Source organism: Geobacillus sp. YF-1, assembly GCF_052692335.1.
The window spans coordinates 2,046,330-2,067,579 of record NZ_CP199850.1; the positions used below are offsets into that span (position 1 = coordinate 2,046,330).

Genomic DNA, 21,250 nt, shown 5'->3' on the forward strand with positions numbered 1-21,250 from the left:
CCCGGGTAGAGAGCAGATCGCGCTGCCCATGCATCTTTTCCGACGATCAACCTCTTTTGTTGCTTATCATCTGAAGCAGCATCGCTTGCGATGTAATCGATTACATCACCAAAAACGAGACAGCCGAGCCCGGCTGTTGTAGGGGAGCGCTTTCACTCCTTCAAGCGCTTCCCCCGCATGAATCGCGAACGACGAGACGGTCAGGCAACACAAACTGGCGGCGGCCGACATCGCTCCCTTCGATCAGCTGAAGCAAAAGCTCCATCGCTTTTTGGCCGATTTCAAACATCGGCTGGGCGATGGTCGTGAGGCTCGGTTCAAAAATCGAGGCCATTTGAATATCGTCAAACCCGACGACAGCGACATCATCCGGAACACGGCCGCCGCGATGGCGAACCGCTTTGATCGCCCCAATGGCCATCTCATCGTTGGCGGCGAAAATCGCCGTCGGCGGCTCTTCGAGAGCGAGCAGCTTCAATGTGACATTATAGCCGGATTCATAAGTGAAATCGCCTTCCTGCACGAGCGCTGGATCGGCATCAATGTCATGCTGCGCCAATGCTTGGTAGTAGCCGCGCAGCCGATCGCGGCTCAAAATGATGTTCATCGGCCCGGACAGGTGGGCGATGCGGCGATGGCCAAGGCGAATCAAATGTTCTGTCGCCTTGCGGGCGCTGCTGATGTTGTCGATCGACACGGTTGGGATGTCCGTCCCTTCCAAATACTCGCACGCGAGGACGATCGGAAACTGCCTCGCCATCTCTTCCATCAGCTCTTTGCGGATGCGGGCGGTCAAAAAAATCATCCCGTCGACTTGCCGCTGCGGCAGCACATTTAAATATTGCTCCTCAAGCCGGGCATCGTTTTGCGTATCGCCAAGCAGCACTTGATAGCCGTGCTCGAGAGCGACCGCTTCGATGCCGCGCAACACTTTCGAGAAAAACGGATTCGTAATATCGGGCACGACGACGAGCACCGTTTCCGTTTCCATGCGGCGCAAATACCGGCCGAGCACGTTCGGCTGGTAGTTCAGCTCTTCAATGGCTTCGAGCACGCGCTGCCTCGTCTCTTCGGTGACGTTGCCAGCGTTGCGCAGCACGCGCGACACGGTCGCCGTCGACACGTTCGCCCGTTTCGCTACATCTTTTATGCTTGCCATTCGTTTTGTCCTCTCAACTATGTAATCGATTACATCTCCATCGTATCGAAAAGGCCGGTTGGTTGTCAAGCATTGTTTTTTCCATCTGTCTTGGAAGGGTGGTGAAAAACCGCTGTCACACCAATTGGAGGCATTTTTATTCAGAAAAAGAATGCTGATTCTGTCAGGTTTCTCTCATTGAGAAATGGGGGGAACTCAGCAGTATTTTGCACTAAATCACCGGACTCTTAGAAGGCCGGTGGTTTAAGGTGAAATACTGTTCTCCAACCGTGTTTCTCAAACTGAAAAAACTGGCAATGTCATCATTTCGCTTCTTGTCACTTCTCACCCATGGAGCGAATCGAAACGGGCGCCTTGGCGTTCAGGCAAAGGCGCCCGTAACATGGAAGGAGCTCGGACTAGTCAAGCGCCTGGCGCGCTCGGTCTTGCAGCATTTTCACCCCGGCCAGCGAGATCAAGCCCATGACGACGATATAGAAGGAGATGGCCGTTGCACTGCCGTATTTATGCAGCAGCCACGTGCTCACGAGCGGCGCCGGACCGCCGGCGATGATCGATGCCAACTGGTAGCCGAGCGAAGCGCCGCTGTAGCGCAGGCGCGTCGGGAAGTTTTCCGCGATCATGGCCGCCTGCGGGCCATACAGCATGCCGTGGAACACCATGGCTACGACTGTCGCCAAAAAGATCAGCCCGACACTTTTTGTGTTGACAAGCCAATAATACGGAAACGCCCAAAGCATCAACAAAATCGTTCCTGTCATATAGACGCGGCGCCGCCCCCACCGATCGGATAAATGGCCGGAATAGACGATCGCAAGCGCGTTAATGATCGCGGCAATGATCGTCACATTGACGAAAATGCTTTTTTCCATCCCCAAAAACGTCGTCCCATAGCTGACGATAAACGTGACGAAAATGTAGAATGACCCGTTTTCAATCACTCGCGCAAGCGCCGACCAAAGAATTTCGCGCGGATGCTTGACCAGCACTTCGCCGACCGGCATCTTGCTCGTTTCTTGTTTTTTCAGCGCCTCTTGGAACAGCGGCGATTCGAGCACTTTCAGCCGGATATATAGCCCAATGGCAATCAACAAGAAACTGAGCAGAAATGGAACGCGCCACCCCCACGCATAAAAGCTGTCGCCGCCCGCCGCCAACATGAGCGTCGTCACAAGAGAAGACGACAGCAGTCCGAACGGCACGCCCATTTGCGGGAGCGAAGCCATCAACCCGCGCCGTTTGCCTTCTTCCCACTCCATCGCAATCAAAATGGCGCCGCCCCATTCGCCACCGACCCCGATGCCTTGAATGAGACGAAGGATCGTCACCAAGACTGGGGCCCATAAGCCGATTTGTTCGTACGTTGGCATCAAGCCGATGAACGCCGTCGCCAATCCCATCAACAACAAAGTGGCGACCAACGTCGCCTTCCGGCCGATTTTATCGCCAAAATGACCGAAAATCGCCGCGCCAACCGGTCGGGCAATAAACCCTAAGGCGAACGTCGTAAACGACTGCATCAGCGCTACGTACGGGTCGCTTTGCGGGAAAAAGAGCTGCGGAAACACGAGAGCGGCCATCGTTCCGTAAAGGAAAAAGTCGTACCATTCAATCGTCGTGCCGACCACGCTCGAAACGGCAGCCCGTGTTTTTTGACGTTTCATCTCTGCCGCATCCATTGTCATTGCCATGGCGATCAGCCTCCTTTGGTTGTCATCGGAATATGCCGAACAAACGAATGGATAATGCCTGAAGCGGTCTTACCCGCCTTTCTTCCCCATCGTTTTCAAACCGTTAGGAAGCAGAACAGAAAACGAGGTTCAACGCAAGCAAATAGCGTTGTTAACGCTTTCAAACCCAACCCTTCCGCCCGCTGAACGAACGGCTGACAACAACGGCAGACGTTTCATTCCAAGCGCGCATGAAAAACAGCAATTTCACCATCAGAACGGTATGTTTTTTGTTCCTTCCCGAGCTACCAGAACATGCACCAGCGCGACAACGACCGTCTCACCGCGCTGATTGACAATTCGCTGATGCACGGTGACAAGCCCGGCTGTTTCGTTCCGTTCGGTCAATTGTTTCACTTCCGATTCCACGTAAATCGTATCGCCGATTTTCACCGGGCGGACGAAACGGAGCGAGTCAATGCCGTAAAAAGCGAGCACGCATCCCGGCTCCATCACCCACAGCCCGGTCGCCGCCGACAGCGTCAGCATCCCATGGGCGATCCGTTCGCCGAACGGTGTCTGCTTCGCGTATTGTTGATCCATATGCAGCGGATAAAAATCGCCGGAAACGCCGGCAAACTGCACGAGATCCGCCTCGGTGATCGTCCGCCCGCGCGATCGATGGCGCTCACCTACGGCATATCCTTCAAACGGACGGTCAAAACGCAACGTCATCCCTCCCTTTCCGCTCTATATCAAAAAATGGAATCTATCCCCACCCCCTTTCATGCAGCGAGCCCCTGCTTTGATATATTGTAAAAATTTTCTGTATATTTAAGGCGAACGACATCCGAAAACGGCCAAGCCTAGGAAGCCGGTGATTTAAGGGGGCAAGCCGCTTATCAAGCCCGTTTCTCAAATAGAAAAGTCTTGCAACAATTATTCATCGACCAAAGGAAACCAATGTTTTTCACCAGCCGTCTAGGAGGCTGGTGATTTCGTGCGAAAACGACTGATTTCATCCATTTCTCAATTAGAAAAACCCTGCAGAACCAGTTTTCTCTTCTGAATGAAAATGCCATCGATTGGTGTGCGACAACGGTTTTTCACCAACCTTCTAGGAAAACCCGCTCGAAATTTTCCTGCAGCTCGACCTCGTATTTGTCATTAACATATGATGCGTTTGCGGCGAATAGAACTGGCGCTTAGAAGGCTGGTCATTGAATCGCGGATCCGGCGTTCTCATCTCATTTCTCAATGAGAAAAACCTTGTTGCATCGGTCCTGTTTTTCACTCATTCTCCCATTAATGAAGGGAATCAGCGGTGGTTCACCAGCCCTTTAGGGGCGTTTCGTTCCGATCTACGAATCGACCATGGTCTCCGTTCGTTCGCCGTGCGCAGTTCGCGTTAGGTTCCTTTCCAGCTTCATTCATCAACACTGACGGATTTCGTGTTCCTTTCCGTCGTCAACGGGACAAAGAAAAGGGCGTCCCAAAAGAACTGGACCCCCTCATGTCACCCTTATATGTTGTGTCTTTCTGGAGGGGAGATCGCCTTTTGGGCCAGCCCCTTTTTCGGTTTGTCCCTATTCTTTAATCGAGCCGGATGTCAGCCCGGATACAATCCGCCGCTGGAACAGCAACACCATTATGACAAGCGGAACAGTGACCACCACGGTCGCCGCGGAAATTTCGCCCCACGGGATCGTATACTGGCCTTGGAACATGGCAATGCCGACCGGAACGGTTTTGTATTTTTCCGCTGTATTGATCGTCAAAGCAAATAAAAATTCGTTCCACGCGGCAATGAAGACGAGAATGGACGTCGTAAACACCCCGGGCACCGCAAGCGGCAAAATAACTTTAAAATACGTCTGCATCGGCGTCGCCCCATCCATTTTCGCCGCTTCTTCCAAATCAAACGGAATTTTGCGGAAAAAGGTGACGAGCAGCCAAATCGACAACGGCAACGCAAACGTCGTATACGGAATGATCAATCCTAAGTAGCTGTTCGTCAACCCGAACGTTTTCACAAACATGTAAATCGGCGAAATAGTGGCAATTTGCGGAAACATCGATACCGCTAACACAAGGCCAAGAATGACGGTTTTGCCCTTGAATTGTAACCGCGCGATGGCGTAAGCGGCAAATGCGGCCACAAACACGGTGTACACGGTCGTGATCGTCGCCACCACCGTACTGTTCCATAAGTAGCGCAAAAACGGGTAATTGACAAAAACCGATACATACGACTTCAACGTTGGATGGCTCGTAAACCAATTAAACGCTTTGTCGCCAAACAGTTCACTGAGCGGCTTAATCGAACTAAGCAGCACCCATAAAAATGGAAACATGACAAAAAAGACGAATACGAGTAGGAAGAGATAAAAGAGAGGCCCTGCTTTTTTCTGCATCATCTCACCCCGCTTATCGTTTCGCGCCGGCGCCGTCGGACAATAAGTCTTTTCCAAGCCAGCGGATGTATATCATGGAAATGATGGCGACACAAAGAAAGACAATCACAGCCAGCGCCGATCCCGCGCCGAAATTCGTCTGTGAAAACATCACTTTATACGCCAAAATCGAAATCGTCTCCGTCGAGTTCGCCGGCCCTCCGCCGGTTAAGACGTAAATCAGATCGAACACGCGGAACGCATCGAGCGTGCGAAACAGCAGCGCGACCAAAATGCTTGATTTCAACAATGGCAGCGTGATTTTCGTGAATTGCTGCCATTTGGTCGCTCCGTCGATCGCGGCGGCTTCATACAGCGAGTCTGGAACCGTTTGCAGCCCGGCGAGCAACAAGAGCGCCATATAAGGGGTTGTCTTCCATACATCGGCAAAAATGACCGAAAACATCGCCCCTGCTTCCGTCGTCAACAAGTCCCCCATTCGGTCGACAAGGCCAATCGTTTCGAAATAGTTGGCGACAATGCCGTTTTGTCCATCGTATAAAAATTTCCACATGAGCGCAGATACAGCAGTAGGAATCGCCCACGGAATCAAAATCGTCGCCCGCACCAACCCGCGGCCAAAAAACGCTTTATTGATGAGCAGCGCGATTCCAAGCCCGAACACGAGCTCAATGGCGACCGACACCACCGTAAAGAACGTCGTATTCCATAACGCTTTCCATAAGCGCATATCGCCGAAGCTGTCCTTATAATGCTTGAGGCCGACAAAGTTCGGCTCGATCACAACCCCTTTGAGCCCTTCGGCCAAGCCGACGACTTTATCCGCGTGCTGCAGTTCGCCCGCTTTTTTCATCTCCTTGAGCGTCTGGATGACATCATGAACCGTGTCGGTCAGCCGCTCGGCCGTCTGTTTGTCCAACTCGGCGATCTTTAGCTCATTGCTTGGTGTTTCGAAGTTATCGAGCGCTTCGTTCACTTTGTCGTACTGTTTCGCCACTTGATCATCGGAACGGATCGCCGCGTCCAGTTTCGTAAGTTTTCGTTCGATTTGCGCCAATGTTTGCTTTGTTTGTTCATCCGCAGCCGCCATTTCCTGCTTGAGGGCGCTTTTGAGGAACGGATAGGTTTGCAGATATCCTTCCAGATCGAGGCTGTAACTCCAGTGAATCGACGATTTGGTCGGATCGTTGAGCCGATAGTCGAACAAACTGTAATAAAAGGACTGAATGACCGGCCAAATGGCGATCGCCAAAATGAGCAGCATGGCCGGCGCGACAAGCGAATAGCCTAGCAAACGCTCCATTCGCTTTTCATTCCTCATCGCGGTTCTCTCCCTTCTGCTTCGAAAAGGATATTAGCCTTCAGCACCGGGCAGATGACGGCCTGAAGGCTAATGAGCCGAAAGCGGGCAACCAACTTAGTGTTCTTTGCTTGTCACAAAGCGCAAGGCCGGCGTTGGCCAGCGGAGAAGCGGGCCGCGCCGACCGTCCATTCGCCCTACTTGTTCAACGCTGCTTTCATTTCTTTTTCCATATTGGCCACGGCTTGTTCGACCGTCAGCTCGCCGGCCAGCGCTTTCGATACGTTAATTTGGATGATTTCTGAAATTTCCGGATAGTTCGGAACGACCGGGCGCGGCACAGCAGCGTTCAACGCATTGACAAATCCTTCTTCCGCAAAGAACGGATTGGCTTTTAAGACATCCGCGTCTTTAAACAAATCCGGAAGCGTCGGCGCCAAACCGCCGTAAATCGCAGAAATTTTTTGCCCCTCCGGCCCCGTCATAAATTTGACAAATTCCCATGCTTCTTTCGGATGTTTCGAATATTTGTTGATCGCGGTCATCCAGCCGCCCAGCGCGGCAGCCGAACCTTTGTCCCCGGCCGGGAGCGGAGCCACGCCGACTTTGCCGACGATTTTCGATTGTTCTGGATCGTTTGCCAAGGCGTATTGATAAGGCCAGTTGCGGATAAACGGCGATTGTCCTTCAATGAACGCGGTATGCGATTCCGGTTCAGTGAAGGTGGTGATATTGCTCGGCACAACATCGGACTTGACGATTTCCACCATTTTCTTCAGCCCTTTGATCGCCTCGGGGCTGTTGATCACGACATTCCCGTTTTTATCGACGATTTGTCCGCCGTAAGAGGCGATAAATTCGACGGCGTTGCACACCAATCCTTCATATTGTTTGGCCTGCATCAAATAGCCGAATTTCGTGCCGCCCTGTCCTTTCAGCGCTTTCGCCTCTTTTAAGAGTTCATCCCATGTTTTCGGCACTTTGTCTTTCGGCACCAAGTCGGTGCGATAGAACAGCATGCCGGCATCAATGAACTTCGGCATCGCCCATTGCTTGCCATTGAAGTTGCCGGCCGCGAGCGCCCCTTGGTTGTATTTGCTCAGGTCAATGCCGTCTTTCTCAATAAACCGGTCGAGCGGCAGCGTATAACCCGCTTGAGCAAACTCAGCCGGCCAAATGACATCGAGATCCATAACATCGATTTCCGACGACTGCGCGTTTAGCATCGTCACATACGCATCATGCTGCTTCCCGGTGTCAGCCGGCATTTCGCGAAATTCCACATCAATGTTCGGATGCGTTTTCTCGAACGCTTCGATGATTTTTTCGGTGGCTTTCGTGGAATCTTGGCCGCGGGCATAAACAATTTTCACGACTTTTTCGGATTGCCCTGTTTTCCCTTCTTCTTTTTTGCTGTCTTGGCCCGTCTGGCTAGCGCTTTGCCCGCCGGAGCACGCCGCGAGCCCCATCGTAAGCGCTAACAAAAGCGCGGATGATTTCAAAACTTTTTTCATCTTTGTTTCTCCCCCTTTGTCTTTGTTTGAGTTGTTCGATCGTCAATTCACTTCTCCCATCAATGCGGCTTCGAACCGACGAACCACCTCCTTGACGAAACATCTACCGCTTTCCGCCTAGGCAACCACGGCTTCTTGTCTATACAACGATGCTTTGTAATCGATTACATCAAAGTGTCACATTCCCCTCGTTTTGCCACTCCTTGCCGCCGCTGCCAAAGCTATGGGCAAGGAACGCTTGGCGCGCCCGGCTTTTCCGCCAAAGCCACCTGTCTAGGTCGCGCGCGCCTTCCGACTTTTTCGGATAAATTTTCTATGTAATCGATTACAAAAATATCTTACCTTGTTGCAAAATCGCTCGTCAAGTCCCTAAATTCTTTTTTTATCTTGCCAACAAAGAAAAAGGGGCTGAAACGCCCCCTCTATCACTTCCCGTAACCGGTGACCTTCTGTCCGTCCTTTCCCCAAAACGAGCGGCGCGCGCCCGTTTTTTATACCTCGACCACCTTTCCTTCCTCAACGACATGATACAGTAAATGCGCCAAATGGTGAATCGGACCGTATTCCTCTTCGCCGTCTTCCGTCATTTCTTCTTCTTCCGCGAATTCGAGGTCGTTTAAGTAGAGCGCCATAAACTCATAAAAGTCTTTCAGCTCAAAGCTGTAGCACGCGCTTGGGTCTTCGCTATCTTCTTCGTATTGAAGCATTAAATACGATACGTTACCTTCGCGATCCTCGGCATCGAAAAAGACAAAATAGCCGATGTTCGTGTCAAGATCAAACAAATGCCGCGTTCCGCCTTCGGTCGCCTTGTCAAAATCCTCTTGGCTCAACTTGCCGACGTTCATCGCTTCCACATCATCTTCACGGTGAAACTGGACCGTAAACGTTTTCAACGTCATTCCCTCCTCCAAAAATGCTTAATGAATACGTTTTGGACAGCCGCTCGAGCAGTTTCACCCCGGCTAGACTGTTCCCTTTGTCGTCAAGCGCCGGGCCGAAAATGCCGATGCCGCACCGCCCGGGCACGGCGGCGAGAATGCCGCCCGAGACGCCGCTTTTCGCCGGAATGCCGACCTTGATGGCAAATTCACCCGACGCATTGTACATGCCGCACGTGACCATGAACGTTTTGCAAATGCGGGCGACATCGAGCGGCATGAGCGGCTTGCCCGAATGCGGATCGCGCCCGTCAAGCGCGAACACCAAGCCGATGCGTGCCAGGTCGACGCACGTCATTTCGATGGCGCACTGTTTCGTGTACAAGTCGATCAACTCTTCAACGCCTTCATCAATAATACCATGTTGCTTCAAAAAATAGCAAAGCGACCGGTTTAAAAACGCGGTTGCAAATTCGGAGCGGGCCACTTCGTCGGAGTACGAGATGTGTTCGTTGCCAGCAAGACGGCGGACAAACGCCAACAACCGGTTCAGCCGTTCGGGCACCGAGCCGCCTTCAATCATCGACGTGACGACAAGCGCGCCGGCGTTAATCATCGGATTCAGCGGCTTGGCCGGTTTTTCCTCTAACTTGGCAATGGAATGAAACGGATAATCCGTCGGCTCCATGCCAACTTTGCGGAACACTTCATCTTCTCCGTGATCCATCAACACAAGGGCGAGGGCAAGAATTTTGGAAATGCTTTGCAGCGTTACTTTCACCGTCACATCGCCGGCGCTTACTACTTCGCCGTCCGGGGTATAAACGGCGATCGACAGCTCATTCGGATTCGCTTTGGCTAGAGCGGGAATATAATCGGCCACTTTGCCATAGCAGGCGTACGGCTTCGCTTCTTCGACAAAGCGGGCCAGTTCTTCTTGATTGTACACAAGCATCACCGATCGTTAGTATCGCCTATTTTTTCCGTTTCTATGCCCAAACGGTTCACTAACGGGAGCGCTTTGCCCTCGCCAAGCGGACCTCCGGCAAATAACGGCCCTGCTCCCCTCAAGTTGCCTCCGCTGTTTGAACAACAGCCGTTTTTCTTGTTCCCCTCCGCAAATATGTTTCTCAAATCGATCGCAAATCCGGGAAAGGGGGGACAGGAATCGTCTCATCGCGAACATACATCCCTTGATGGCGGAATCTCCTTTCTTCGAGCACATAGACATCCATCGTCTTTCTCCAACAACCTCGTTGTAGGCAAAGGAGAACGGTTTCAAGTATAATAAAAAAGAGGTGAGGAGCATGCAAGAAGCCATCAACATGTCCCCGTCCCCGTCATGGGAACATCAAATCGTTTGCGACAATCTTGTTTCCATGATCAAAGGAAAAAGTCCATACCAACTTTCAATGGCATCCTTTTCTGCCTTCATGAAAAATTAGCCATTGATCTTATCCTGTTTTTCTTGTATAATGAAGTATGTCTGACCAACCTCTTCGGGATGTAGCTCAGCTTGGTAGAGCACACGCATGGGGTGCGTGGGGTCGCAGGTTCAAATCCTGTCATCCCGATCGAAGGAAACCAGCCGAAAAACATCCGGCTGGTTTTTTTGTTCTCTCACCCATTTCCTTCTCGTAACGCCGTTTTTCCCTATGAAATCAACCCGATCTGCCTTCCTGCCCAAGCGATACGGTCAACAGCCACATCAACATCTTCTGCCGTCATGGCGGCGGTGATAGAAAAGCGAATGCGCGCCGTTCCCTCAGGGACGGTCGGCGGCCGGATGGCGATGGCGGCAAGGCCCGCTTCCTGCAGCGACTCGCTCATCGCCACAGCTTGGTCGTTCGGACCGACGATCACGGGAACGATCGGCGTCTCGCTGCCGCCGGTGTCAAAGCCGAGCTGTGTCAGTTTCGTGCGGAACCGTTCACTGAAGGCGTGCAGCCGCTCGCGCCGCTCCGGCTCGGATTGGACGATACGAATGGCCGCTTCATTGGCAGCAAGGACAGCAGGCGGCAAGGCGGTCGTAAAAATGAAGCTGCGAGCGCTGTTTATCAAGTAGTCGATCAGCCACGGCTCGCCGGTGACATACGCTCCGAAGCTGCCGAGCGCTTTGCTGAAAGTGCCGATGGCGATCACATCTTCTTCTTTCTCGAGCCCGAAATGGTGAAGCAGCCCTTCGCCGTTCGGCCCAAACACCCCGCCGCTGTGCGCTTCATCGACAATCAATATCGCGCGGTAGCGCCGTTTCAGCTCGACAAGCTCCGATAATGGCGCCAGATCGCCGTCCATGCTAAAAACAGCATCGGTGACGATCCATTTTCGTTTGCCCGGCGGAGATTGCCTTAATAATGCTTCCAGCTGATTGACGTCATTATGTCGATAGCGGAAACAGGTGGCTTTGCTCAGGCGAATCCCGTCAATTAAGCTTGCATGGTTCCACTCGTCGCTAAAGACGAGATCATCGCGGCGAATGAGCGCCGTCAGCACACCGATATTCGCGGTATAACCGCTGTTGAAAATGAGCGCAGCCTCCGCTTGTTTCCACTGTTTCAACGCGGCTTCGGCCCGCTCATAGAGCGGATGGTTGCCGACGACGAGCCGCGATGCCCCCGCCCCAGCCCCGTATCTTTGCATCGCCTCGCAACCCGCTTCAATGAGCCGCTGGTCATCCGCCAACCCTAAATAATTATTGGACGCTAAATTTAACATTGGCTTTCCGTTCAGGATGACCGAAGCGCCTGAGGTTTGTGCTCGGCGCAGCTGGCGCTTCTGCGCTTTTTGTTCCCATTCGTGCAGTTTGGCGATTAGTTCGGTTTTCATCCCTATCCCCCTTATATGTAAACTTTTTATAAAAAATAGTTTACATTAAAAACCGCGAATCGGCTAGGAAAAGATGGTCAGTTTCGCTTGTTAATTATTTAGCACATAGTTCTGTTAATTATTGATTTCCACCCTCGACTCCATGCATAGTCCAACCGCAGACATGTCATACTATACGTGTTATCGGCAAAAACAGGAGGTGTGAGAAATGGATGTCCGTCGGGCGCAAGAGATCGCCTCATCACCGGTGATGGCGAACGTCACATACAACGGCCAGCGCATTTACATTGAGCATGTCGACCAGCAAAAAGGAATGGCAACAATCCATCCGCTTGACAATCCGAATCAAAAACAAAGCGTACCGGTCGCCAGCTTAGAGGAGCATTCGTCATAAAAAACGCGGGAGAAAGGGATCGTCCTTTCTCCCGCGTGTTTGTTAATCGAAAGTCCGCCGTTTGCCTGCAGCGACTCAGGTTTTTCGATTTCCTGAAAACCGAGCACATCCGTATAAAACGTCCGCGCCTCATCCTCAGCGCCAAATGGCATGCAAATTTGTACATGATCAAGCTGTTTGTTTGATACGAATCATCGTTCCTCTCCTCCCTGTGCGAACGCCGGTTTGATCCGGCGGATGAACGAAACCGCCGCAACCGCCCAAATGAGCAGCCCGCCTTCGATCATCCAAATGTTGGTGACGGCTTTCGCTTGATAAAGCGCCGGTAAGACGTCCATCGCCGCGTGAAGCAAAATCGCGTACAGGACATAGCGGAACCGGCGCTGGCGAACGCCAAGCAAAACGAGGAGCGACAGCGCCACATGCACCGCCAAAGCAAACAATCGTTCTATGCCACCAACCACATACATCGCCAACGGCGTGTGCAGCACTTGTTCCTTGATCAGCTCCGCCTGCCCGATGGAAAGCGATGGGGCAATCGTTTTGTCGAAGGCGCCTGTTCGGATTAAAATCAGAAGCACAATCGTGTTCACAGCACCAAACACGCCAAGCAGCACTGCTTCCACCCCGCCGTGCCCAAGCCCGAATGACAGGCCGTCGCCATACGTCCGGTTTTGTTTCAACAGCCAGCGAAATCCGACATAGCGGCCGATTTCCTCAAACACGCCGGCAGCCAGCGCGGCGTACAACACAAAGAGCCAAACGTTGTCTGTCCCTTTCAGCGCCGGCCGTCCCGGTTCAAGGACAGCGATATGAAGCGCTTTTTCCAACACTTGTGAAAATATAAGAAACATCAGCGCTCCGATGCCGAGCGCTTTCCACGAAAGCCATCCTTTTTTTCTTCCGTACCATATGAGACCGACTGGAACCAACAGTGAAATGGCGAGCTGCACCGCCGCACCGATCATTCCCACGTCCTCTCCCCCTCCCGCTTATTTATGAACGATTGCGTTGTTCTTGCTGCTCATAAAGAAACGATCGAATGATGAGATACAAATTGCCGACAACGATGACACGATCGTCAGCCGGCTAACGTTCATCATGTCCCTCCCCCTTTTCGACAAGGTATTGTCAAAAGTTTATCCTCCACACTCACGGTTTTCCCTTGAGTTTCAACGGTTGAACGAAAAAAAGCTTGCCACCCCCATTGTTTTCGGCCATCATTGAGGTAACGACACCCAACAGCCAAAACAAAGGAGTGACAAGCTTTGTTACCTCAATTATTAGCCTATTTGCTCGAAATTATCAAGACCCAATATCAAATCATTGTGTATTTAATGGGTGTGATATTGGGGAAATCCTTGCATCTCGAGGACTGGGACGAACCCATCCAAAAGCCGTACCGGAAACTTCAGGTCGATGACCTTCCGATCATCGATGTGCCGGAAACCCTTGATTACCGGAAGCTGTTGGCAGACTATGAAGCCCAGCACAGACGTCCTTTACGGCCCATCCAGCGCCGCGCGAATGCGAAACACCGTGTGCCGGATTCGTTGACCTGCCCTCGCTGCCAGGCTCCCTCTTCTTACCTGTACGCCAATAACGGCGGAAAAGGGCAATACCAATGCAAAGTGTGCCAATGCCGGTTCAACCACCGAAATCGGTTCACCAAGCAAGCGGTCTTTCGTTGTCCGCACTGCAAAAAGACGTTGGAAAAAATCAAGGAGCGCAAGGAATACAACATCTATAAGTGCAAGAACAACGATTGCCCGTTTTACCAGGCCAACCTTCGCCGGATGACGAAGAAAGAGCGCCAACAGTTTCAACAGAATCCTCAAGCCTTCAAGGTGCGGTATTTGTTTCGGGAGTTCTTGTTTGACTTTCTCCCGTTGGCTTCCTCGTCGCTCATCAAGCCGAAGGTCGATTTGTCCCGGCTGGCTGCGTCGCCGCACGTGTTGGGGCTCGTGTTGACGTACTACGTCAACTTTGGGATGTCCTCGAGGGAAACCGCCGCCGCCCTGAAGGACATCCATGGCGTCTCGATCTCTCATCAGACGGTGCTCAACTACGCCAACAGCGTCGCGCTTTGGATCAAGCCCTTTGTCGACCGATTTCCGTATGAGCTGTCCGGTTCGTTCTGTGGGGACGAGACATATATTCGTGTGAAGGGCCGTTGGCATTACCTATTCTTTATGTTCGACGCGGTGAAAAAGATCGTGCTGTCCTATCGCGTCTCGCCCAACCGGGACACGCTCTCGGCCATCAAGGCGATCAATGATGTCCTCAGGAAGCTGCCGTCCCTTCCAGACGACTTGTCGTTCGTCGTGGATGGCAACCCGATTTACCTGTTGGCGCAACACTTCTTTGCCCAGCACGGGATTTCGTTTGACGTCCGCCAGGTAATCGGCCTGACCAACGAAGATCCGGTCTCGGAAGAATTTCGCCCTCTCAAGCAGATCATCGAGCGATTCAACCGGACCTTTAAAGGCAACTACCGCCCGACCCATGGGTTTGGCGCCGAGGAAGGCTCGGTGTCCTTTGTGACGCTGTTTGTGGCGTATTTTAACTTTCTGCGCCCGCATAGCGCGCTCGAAGGCCGGGTGCCGGTCGTCATCCCGGAGCTCGCCGAGCTGCCGCATATGCCGGCCCGGTGGACGAAGCTGATCGCCATGGCTCAGGACTTCCTTCAAAACGAGGCAGCCTAACTTTTTTGTCCTCCAGAGCCCGTTGAACAGAACTCCTGCCGGATTCGGCGAAGCGAACCCTTGACCAACCGAACACCGCCAAAGGTAAAATTCGGTAAAGGCAAGGGCGGCTTTCCTATTGCCTTCTTTTTTGTCCCCGTCGCCCTTGACGACTCTTCCGCACCTTTGGCGGGTGTTGGTCAAGGGCGAATCCGGCTCTCTGCATGCCCCACGATGCTCAATGGGATGGTCTGTGTGGAGTTTTCATAGAACTTTTGACGCTACCTTCGACAAAATCGTAAAACCAGCGAAGCAAATCTTGAAACACCGTCGTGTTCAGAGAGTAGTAGATATGCTGTCCCTCGCGCCGGTCTTGCACCAAATCAGCCTGCTTGAGAATTTTCAAATGATGCGATACGCTCGGCTTTTGCATAGCAAAATGTGAAGCGATTTCTCCTGCCGTCAGCTCTCCTGCCCGCAGCAACGTTAAAATCTTCCGGCGCGTCGGATCAGCAATCGCTTTAAACGCTTCGTTGAACGACAATGGTCATCCCACCTTGTGAACGATGTTTCGATGCGTCTTACGGAGTTAGGAAGACACCGGAAGAGCGTCGGCGTTGCCTCGTATGGGCCAATGTGAACAAGTTTTCATACATGTATACGTATATAGTTAGATAGTTAGAAAAACATCTAAGTATCCGACGAACAATTTTCTATTAAAAGAATATTCCATTGTCATTCGACTGTCAATGCCTTTTCCCGTTTTCCCCATAGATATCAGTGGAAAGGTGGGCGCGCGCGGCTAGGCGCCCCCGAGTCCATGGTAACGTGGGGTTTGGCTTCCCACTGATTTCCGTTAAAACCCCGTCGGCCAAGCGGCGAGCAAGCGCTCGCTTTTTTCGCGCTTGGATGTAAGCAAATATTCAAGTGTCTGGCAAAGGAATTTTCTCGTCTCCGCCGGATGGATGACATCGTCGATCAAATGTTTGCGCGCCGCCCCATACGGCGAGCTGTCAAACGACCACTGCATGAGCAGCTCCTGACGCCGCTCATGCGGATTGTCGGCACGTTCAAGCTCGCGGCCGTATACGACGTTGATGCCGACTACATGACCGTTTAGATACGCCAAAGCGGCGATCAGCGCCTTGCCAAATTCTCCACCATGATCCCCCCTTTTTTTGGAAAAGGCGGGGGCGGCCCGTGCCCCCGCCGCTATGTTATTCTCTTGGCAGCAGCTTTCGCAATACTTTGCCTGACGGCGTCGCCGGCAATTCATCAATGAACTCGATATAACGCGGATACTTGAACGCCGCCATCTGCGTTTTCGCCCATTCGATCAAGTCAGACGGCACGACCCTTCCTTTGTACGAATCGTGAAGAACAACAAACGCTTTCGGCACTTCCCCTTTCATCGGGTCAGGCACACCGATGACTGCGCATTGCTTGACGGCCGGATGTTCGTTCAACAACGCTTCGACGTCTTCCGGAAAGACGCTGTAGCCGGACACTTTGATCATCTCTTTCAGCCGCCCTTGGAAATACAAATAGCCGTCTTCATCGACATACCCGATATCGCCGGTGTACACCCACCCATCTTTCAGCGTCTCGTTCGTCGCGTCAGCGCGGCGGAAGTAGCCTTTAAAAACCCCCGGATTTTTGACGACAATTTCCCCCGACTGTCCGGGCCCAAGCTCCCGTTTCGTTTCCGGATCCACGATGCGAATGTCTGTCTCATACGTTGGGATGCCGCACGAGCCAAATTTCACACGGTCATCCGGCATGAACGTGTCACACGTATGCGTTTCGCTCAGCCCGTAGGCGGCTTCGTACAACAGGCAGCCGCCGGTCGCTCCCGCCCATCGCTCGGCAAGGTCTTTCGTCACCGGCAGGCCGAAACTTGTCGCTAAGTTGCGTTTTAGGCTCGATAAATCCGCATTGACAGAAGAGAGCGCTTGGAGGATGGCCGCGTTCATCGGAGCGATGCTGTACCATGCCGTGACTTTGTACGTTTCGATGGCTTTGATCGTCGCCAGCGGGTCGAAGCGGGTGAATAATACGCACGGATGGCCGGTGTACACCGGCATATTCAGTCCCATCACCATGCCGGCAATATGGCAAAGCGGGGAATGGGCCATCAACGTTTCCGGTTTTTCCGTCAGCCGGTTCGCTTGGGCCGATGCGGCCGTCTTAAATAGCGCATTACCATAGGTGAGCATCGCTCCTTTCGGCCGACCGGTCGTCCCCGACGTAAAAACGATCAATCCGACATCGTTCCACAAGTCAATGGGAGCGGCCTCATCAAGCGGCGGAGAAGCGGCAATGATGGCGGTGAACTCATCCGCGCCTTCACACGTCTGCTTCGGTTGCAGCACCTCTTCGCAAAGCGGAATCTCCCCTGCCGGATTCGCATAGTCGCCGTAATGACAAGCGACCGTAAACGACAGCGGCGCCGTTTGTTGTTCAGCTTGTTGAATGCGGGATAATCCTTCTTCCCCAGCGATGATGCCGACAAGCGGCACTTCGGAAAAGAAGTAGGCAAGTTCAGATTCGCGGTACATCGGATTGAGCGGAACGACAATGCCGCCGAGCTGCTGAACGGCGAAGTGAGCGATGATGTATTGTGGACAGTTTTGCATGTACAAAGCCACGCAACTCCCCTTTTCCACCCCCTTTTCCCGCAAATAGCGGGCAAACCGGTGGACATGGTCAAGCAACGTCCCCCATGTGATCACCGTATTGTAGAAGATGTACGCTGGTTCGTTCGCTTCACGTTCACCGCGGTGGCGCAAATAATGATAGAGCGGCTGTTCGCCGAGCACATAGCGGAGCTTCTTCGGCAACCCGCTCGGCCAATACGGGCGCGTTTGGTTCACCTGTTTCACCATCCTCCGAATAGAATACTGAACGGTCAGTATTTTCGTTTTAGAAAACGCTTTCAACCTATGATCATGTCCTCTGCTTTATTCCTATGAATACAAATTCGCTGTCATTCGTTGATTTCCTTTTTCGAACGACCCATTATTTTCTCCGACATGGCAACGCAGATGAACTCCTCCCCTTTTTTCTAGGCGCGCATACAATGGCTATAAACGGTCTTTACGGAAAAAAGGGGATGGAGACTATGGCCATTAGTAACGGAACCCAATATATCGAGCGCATTGACAATCTTCGGTCAAATGTATGGATCAACGGCGCTCAGGTCGAGGGAAAGCTGTCGGAGCACCCGGCCTTCGCCGGCGCAATCCAAAGCCAAGCCCGCTTATATGACGCCCAGCACGATCCAAACAAACAGCCGGTGCTGACGTTCCGCACATCGACGGGGGAGCTGGCCGGCGCGGCGTTTTTGCGGCCGACGACAAAAGACGATCTCGAACACCGGCGCTTGGCGTTCCAAGAATGGGCGCGCTTGACAGCGGGGATGATGGGTCGGTCTCCCGACTACATGAACACCGCCGTGATGGCGCTCGCTTCCGCAGCCGACTTTTTCGGGCAGCAACACCCGTCCTACGCCGAACATATTGAACGCCTCTATGAGCGGGCGATCAACAACGACTTGTCATTCACCCATACGTTTGTCAACCCGCAAGTGAACCGTTCCCTCGGCTATATGGAAGAAGACGGCGAGCCGATCGCCGCCAAAGTGATCCGCGAAACGACAGACGGACTTGTCATCAAAGGCGCGCGCCTGCTCGCCACTCAAGGCGGCATGCCGGACGAACTTCTCGTTTTGCCGGCCGGCGGGACGCTTCTTGGCGATGAATACATGTACGCGTTTTCGATTCCGAGCAACACGCCGGGGTTAAAGTTCATCTGCCGCCCTTCTTTTGCTGCTGGCGCCTCTTCGTTTGACGCCCCGCTCAGCGCGCACTTTGATGAAATCGACGCCGTTGTCGTATTTGATGATGTGCTCGTTCCGTGGGATCGGATCTTTTTCTACAAAAACGCATGGGTGGCCAAAGACCTAGATGAAGAAACCCATTTGGGCATTATGCTGCTGCACCAAGTGCTGGCGCGGCGCATCGTAAAAACTGAATTTTTCCTTGGAACGGTGGAGCTGCTCAGCGAATCCATCCAAATTGGCGGATACCAGCATGTGCAAGAAAAAATCGGGGAAATCGCCGCCGCCCTTGAAGCGCTTCGGGGGATGCTTCTCGCCGCCGAGCTCCACGCGAAACCGGACCGGCGCGGCACCATGGTGCCCGATCCTGCCCCGCTTTACGCTGCCGCCTTTTTGTATCCGCGCTTGTACCCGCGCTTTGCCGACATCGTTCAGCTGCTTGGCGCCAGCGGGCTTGTCTGCCTGCCGACGGAAGCAGACTTTTCTTCCCCGCTCCGCCCGGATTTGGACCGGTATTTGCAGGCAGCGACGCTTCCAGCCGAACAGCGGGTGCAGCTGTTCCGCTTCGCCTGGGATTTGGCGATGAGCGCCTTCGGGACGCGGCAGACGCTGTACGAACGGTTTTTCTTCGGCGATCCAGCCCGATTTGCGACAACTTTTTACCATCGCTACGACCGGGAGGCATGCGCCCAAATGGTGCGACGGTTTTTGGACAGCGAACAACGTTGACAAAACGGCAGCAACCACCGCACCGGACCGGCATAAACGCCCGCCTTTTCTTCAAAGAGGCGGGATCACGTCAATCGTTCAGCGCACCGATCCAACAATCGGAAAGGGTGCCCCGCCTCTTTCGGGACACCCTCATGCGAATGGATTGACGTGATCGATCACATCGTCCGCTGACGATCGGGAAACAGCAGGCTAAACAACATCCCGGCCGCCAGCGCAATGGCAAACGTCGTAAACCGTGAACTGATGATGGCCTCAAGCGGCGAGGAAATCCAGATGACCGTGCTGAGAAACCCAGCCAAGATCGTGGCGATGACGCCGATGCCAGAATACCGCTTCCAGAAGAAAGAGAGCAAAATCGCCGGTGACAACGTGCAGCCGATTCCAGCCCATGCCCAGCTGACAACGAGATAGACGAGCGATTCGGATGTCATCGCCAGCACCAAACCGAGCAGTCCGGCGATGACCACCACCGCGCGGGAAAGCGCGACAAGCTGCTTTTCCGACAGACGAAGGCGCAAAGAACGGCGCGCAATGTCTTCGCTAATGGCGCTCGTGATCACCAGCAGCTGCGAATCGGCCGTTGTCACGATGGCGGCCAAAATGCCGGATAACAGCAGCCCGGCCAACCATGGCGGCAACAAGTCCAACACCATTTGCGGCAGCACGGTCTCGACATCGGTGAATGATTGTCCTTGGTAAAGGGCAATCGCCGCAAGACCGATGCAAAACGCGCCGCCATAGGCCAACAGCGTCCAAATGATCGCCACCGTTTTGGCCGTTTTCGCCTCGCGGGCGTCTTTCAACGCCATGAAGCGGACGCTCAGTTGCGGCTGGCCGCCCAGATAGCCGAAAAACCAAGCAAAATTGTTAAACAACAATAGCCCAAGCGCAACACCGGTCACTCCCCCCGTCCATGAATCGAGGCTTGGTTTCGCGTGATGAAGCGCTTCACTGATCGACAAGCCACCACTATAAATTTCCACGAACGCCACAATGGGCAAAATCACGAGCGTCGCCAGCATGAGCACACTTTGAATCATATCCGTCCAAACGACACTGACGAACCCGCCGGTGTATGACAAGATAATGACAATCGCCACACTGATGACCATGCCAAGCGCTGGGTCGATATGGAAAACGGTAAACAATGTCTTGCCCGCTCCGGCAATTTGCGCGCTAAAATAAAACATCATAAAGCTAAAAATAAGGACGGTCGCAAGCCATAAAATCGTTTGCCCGTGCGCACCGAACCGTTTCGCCAAATAGCCGGGCAACGTCAGCGCACCGTACCGCTCCGCCTCTTGACGAAACCGGTCGGCCAAAAAAAGCCAGGCGCAGACGATGCCAATGATAATGCCCACCGCCACCCAAATCGCAGAAAGACCGCTCGCAAACACAAACCCCGTGTAGCCAAGCAACAGCCAGGCGGATTCGCCCGTCGCCCGCTCAGAAAAAGCGAGCGCCCAACCCGGAAGCTTTTTTCCGCCAAGCAAAAAATCGCTATGGCTCATCTCTTTCTTTCCATACCAATAACCAAGGGCTGCCATCACGAGACAATACAGCACGAGCTCCGCCAAAATGAGGCCATTCATCGTTTCTCCCCCTCGCGATCTTGTTCGCCTCACGACACCGCCGCCCGCCGTTTCCCCCGTAAAAAACCGGCATTGCCATCGAACGAAGACGACAATGCCGGTACAGCCAAGAAAAGTGCAGCTTCTGAATTATTTGGTTCATTACTACCATTATGATGATGGGAAGCGGTTTATGCTGAAATTCTTGCTCCACTCGTTGTCACCTTTCCCTCACGCTGTTCAAAAAGTTGCAAAAAACAACGCTAT

16 protein-coding genes, 1 tRNA gene and 2 pseudogenes are annotated in these 21,250 nt (G+C 53.0%); 4 read left to right on the plus strand and 15 right to left on the minus strand.

Translation table 11 applies throughout. The annotated features are described in order from the left end of the window. Positions 1-160 precede the first annotated feature (160 nt). The 8 genes from ACTVIM_RS10080 to glsA all read right to left on the minus strand — a co-directional run bounded on the left by ACTVIM_RS10080 (position 161) and on the right by glsA (position 9,893). Positions 161-1,159: a LacI family DNA-binding transcriptional regulator gene (locus ACTVIM_RS10080; protein WP_445612525.1), complete on the minus strand. Its 999-nt coding sequence runs from the start codon at positions 1,157-1,159 to the stop codon at positions 161-163. Between the two features lie 398 nt (positions 1,160-1,557). After that, complete coding sequence (locus ACTVIM_RS10085; RefSeq protein WP_445612526.1) at positions 1,558-2,850, minus strand: MFS transporter; 1,293 nt, start codon at positions 2,848-2,850, stop codon at positions 1,558-1,560. A 252-nt stretch (positions 2,851-3,102) separates the two neighbouring features. Then, on the minus strand, positions 3,103-3,558 hold the full coding sequence (locus ACTVIM_RS10090; RefSeq protein WP_445612527.1) for a MaoC/PaaZ C-terminal domain-containing protein: 456 nt from the start codon (positions 3,556-3,558) through the stop codon (positions 3,103-3,105). Between the two features lie 857 nt (positions 3,559-4,415). Further along, the gene (locus tag ACTVIM_RS10095; RefSeq protein ID WP_033018604.1) at positions 4,416-5,243 is read right to left on the minus strand and encodes a carbohydrate ABC transporter permease; all 828 of its coding nucleotides are present in this window, start codon (positions 5,241-5,243) and stop codon (positions 4,416-4,418) included. A 13-nt stretch (positions 5,244-5,256) separates the two neighbouring features. After that, positions 5,257-6,564: an ABC transporter permease subunit gene (locus ACTVIM_RS10100; RefSeq protein WP_445612528.1), complete on the minus strand. Its 1,308-nt coding sequence runs from the start codon at positions 6,562-6,564 to the stop codon at positions 5,257-5,259. A 176-nt stretch (positions 6,565-6,740) separates the two neighbouring features. Then, positions 6,741-8,057 carry an ABC transporter substrate-binding protein gene (locus ACTVIM_RS10105; protein ID WP_033018601.1) on the minus strand — a complete coding sequence of 439 codons (1,317 nt, stop codon included), beginning with the start codon at positions 8,055-8,057 and terminating at the stop codon, positions 6,741-6,743. 491 nt (positions 8,058-8,548) lie between these two features. Beyond that, a complete protein-coding gene (locus tag ACTVIM_RS10110; RefSeq protein WP_033018624.1) occupies positions 8,549-8,953 on the minus strand; it encodes a hypothetical protein in 405 nt (134 codons plus the stop codon). Continuing rightward, a complete protein-coding gene (gene glsA / locus ACTVIM_RS10115; RefSeq protein WP_445614344.1) occupies positions 8,922-9,893 on the minus strand; it encodes a glutaminase A in 972 nt (323 codons plus the stop codon). Before glsA ends, ACTVIM_RS10110 begins: the two co-directional genes overlap by 32 nt. Before the next feature lie 545 nt (positions 9,894-10,438). Here glsA and ACTVIM_RS10120 point away from each other — a divergent pair. Next, positions 10,439-10,512 (plus strand) — tRNA-Pro (locus ACTVIM_RS10120). Positions 10,513-10,591: 79 nt separating this feature from the next. Here the strand turns inward: ACTVIM_RS10120 and bioF are convergent. Next, entirely contained in the window at positions 10,592-11,764 is a 1,173-nt protein-coding gene (gene bioF / locus ACTVIM_RS10125; RefSeq protein ID WP_445612529.1) for an 8-amino-7-oxononanoate synthase, read from the minus strand. 208 nt (positions 11,765-11,972) lie between these two features. Here bioF and ACTVIM_RS10130 point away from each other — a divergent pair, with 208 nt between their 5' ends. After that, positions 11,973-12,158 (plus strand): small acid-soluble spore protein H, encoded by a 186-nt coding sequence (locus tag ACTVIM_RS10130; RefSeq protein ID WP_031408827.1) that lies wholly within the window; start codon positions 11,973-11,975, stop codon positions 12,156-12,158. A 50-nt stretch (positions 12,159-12,208) separates the two neighbouring features. Here ACTVIM_RS10130 and ACTVIM_RS10135 read toward each other — a convergent pair. Next, positions 12,209-12,310: pseudogene (locus ACTVIM_RS10135) on the minus strand (glyoxalase); the annotation flags it as partial. A 39-nt stretch (positions 12,311-12,349) separates the two neighbouring features. Continuing rightward, positions 12,350-13,132 carry a YhfC family intramembrane metalloprotease gene (locus tag ACTVIM_RS10140; RefSeq protein WP_445612530.1) on the minus strand — a complete coding sequence of 261 codons (783 nt, stop codon included), beginning with the start codon at positions 13,130-13,132 and terminating at the stop codon, positions 12,350-12,352. A gap of 294 nt (positions 13,133-13,426) precedes the next feature. Between ACTVIM_RS10140 and ACTVIM_RS10145 the strand changes: the two genes are divergently transcribed. Then, positions 13,427-14,863, plus strand: a complete 1,437-nt coding sequence (locus ACTVIM_RS10145) for a DDE-type integrase/transposase/recombinase (RefSeq protein ID WP_445612449.1) — start codon at positions 13,427-13,429, stop codon at positions 14,861-14,863. Between the two features lie 217 nt (positions 14,864-15,080). On the opposite strand, the gene ACTVIM_RS10150 is transcribed toward ACTVIM_RS10145, so the two are convergent. The 3 genes and pseudogenes from ACTVIM_RS10150 to ACTVIM_RS10160 form a co-directional block, all read right to left on the minus strand. Further along, positions 15,081-15,386, minus strand: coding sequence for an autorepressor SdpR family transcription factor (locus ACTVIM_RS10150; protein WP_445612531.1), 306 nt, complete (start codon positions 15,384-15,386; stop codon positions 15,081-15,083). A 312-nt stretch (positions 15,387-15,698) separates the two neighbouring features. Then, positions 15,699-15,956: pseudogene (locus tag ACTVIM_RS10155) on the minus strand (carboxyl transferase domain-containing protein); the annotation flags it as partial. A 103-nt stretch (positions 15,957-16,059) separates the two neighbouring features. After that, entirely contained in the window at positions 16,060-17,727 is a 1,668-nt protein-coding gene (locus ACTVIM_RS10160; protein WP_445612532.1) for a class I adenylate-forming enzyme family protein, read from the minus strand. A gap of 236 nt (positions 17,728-17,963) precedes the next feature. On the opposite strand from ACTVIM_RS10160, the gene hpaB reads away from it, so the two are divergent. Next, complete coding sequence (hpaB, locus tag ACTVIM_RS10165; RefSeq protein ID WP_445612533.1) at positions 17,964-19,409, plus strand: 4-hydroxyphenylacetate 3-monooxygenase, oxygenase component; 1,446 nt, start codon at positions 17,964-17,966, stop codon at positions 19,407-19,409. Positions 19,410-19,567: 158 nt separating this feature from the next. Here hpaB and ACTVIM_RS10170 read toward each other — a convergent pair whose 3' ends face one another. After that, entirely contained in the window at positions 19,568-21,004 is a 1,437-nt protein-coding gene (locus ACTVIM_RS10170; protein ID WP_445612534.1) for a sodium/proline symporter, read from the minus strand. Positions 21,005-21,250 lie beyond the last annotated feature (246 nt).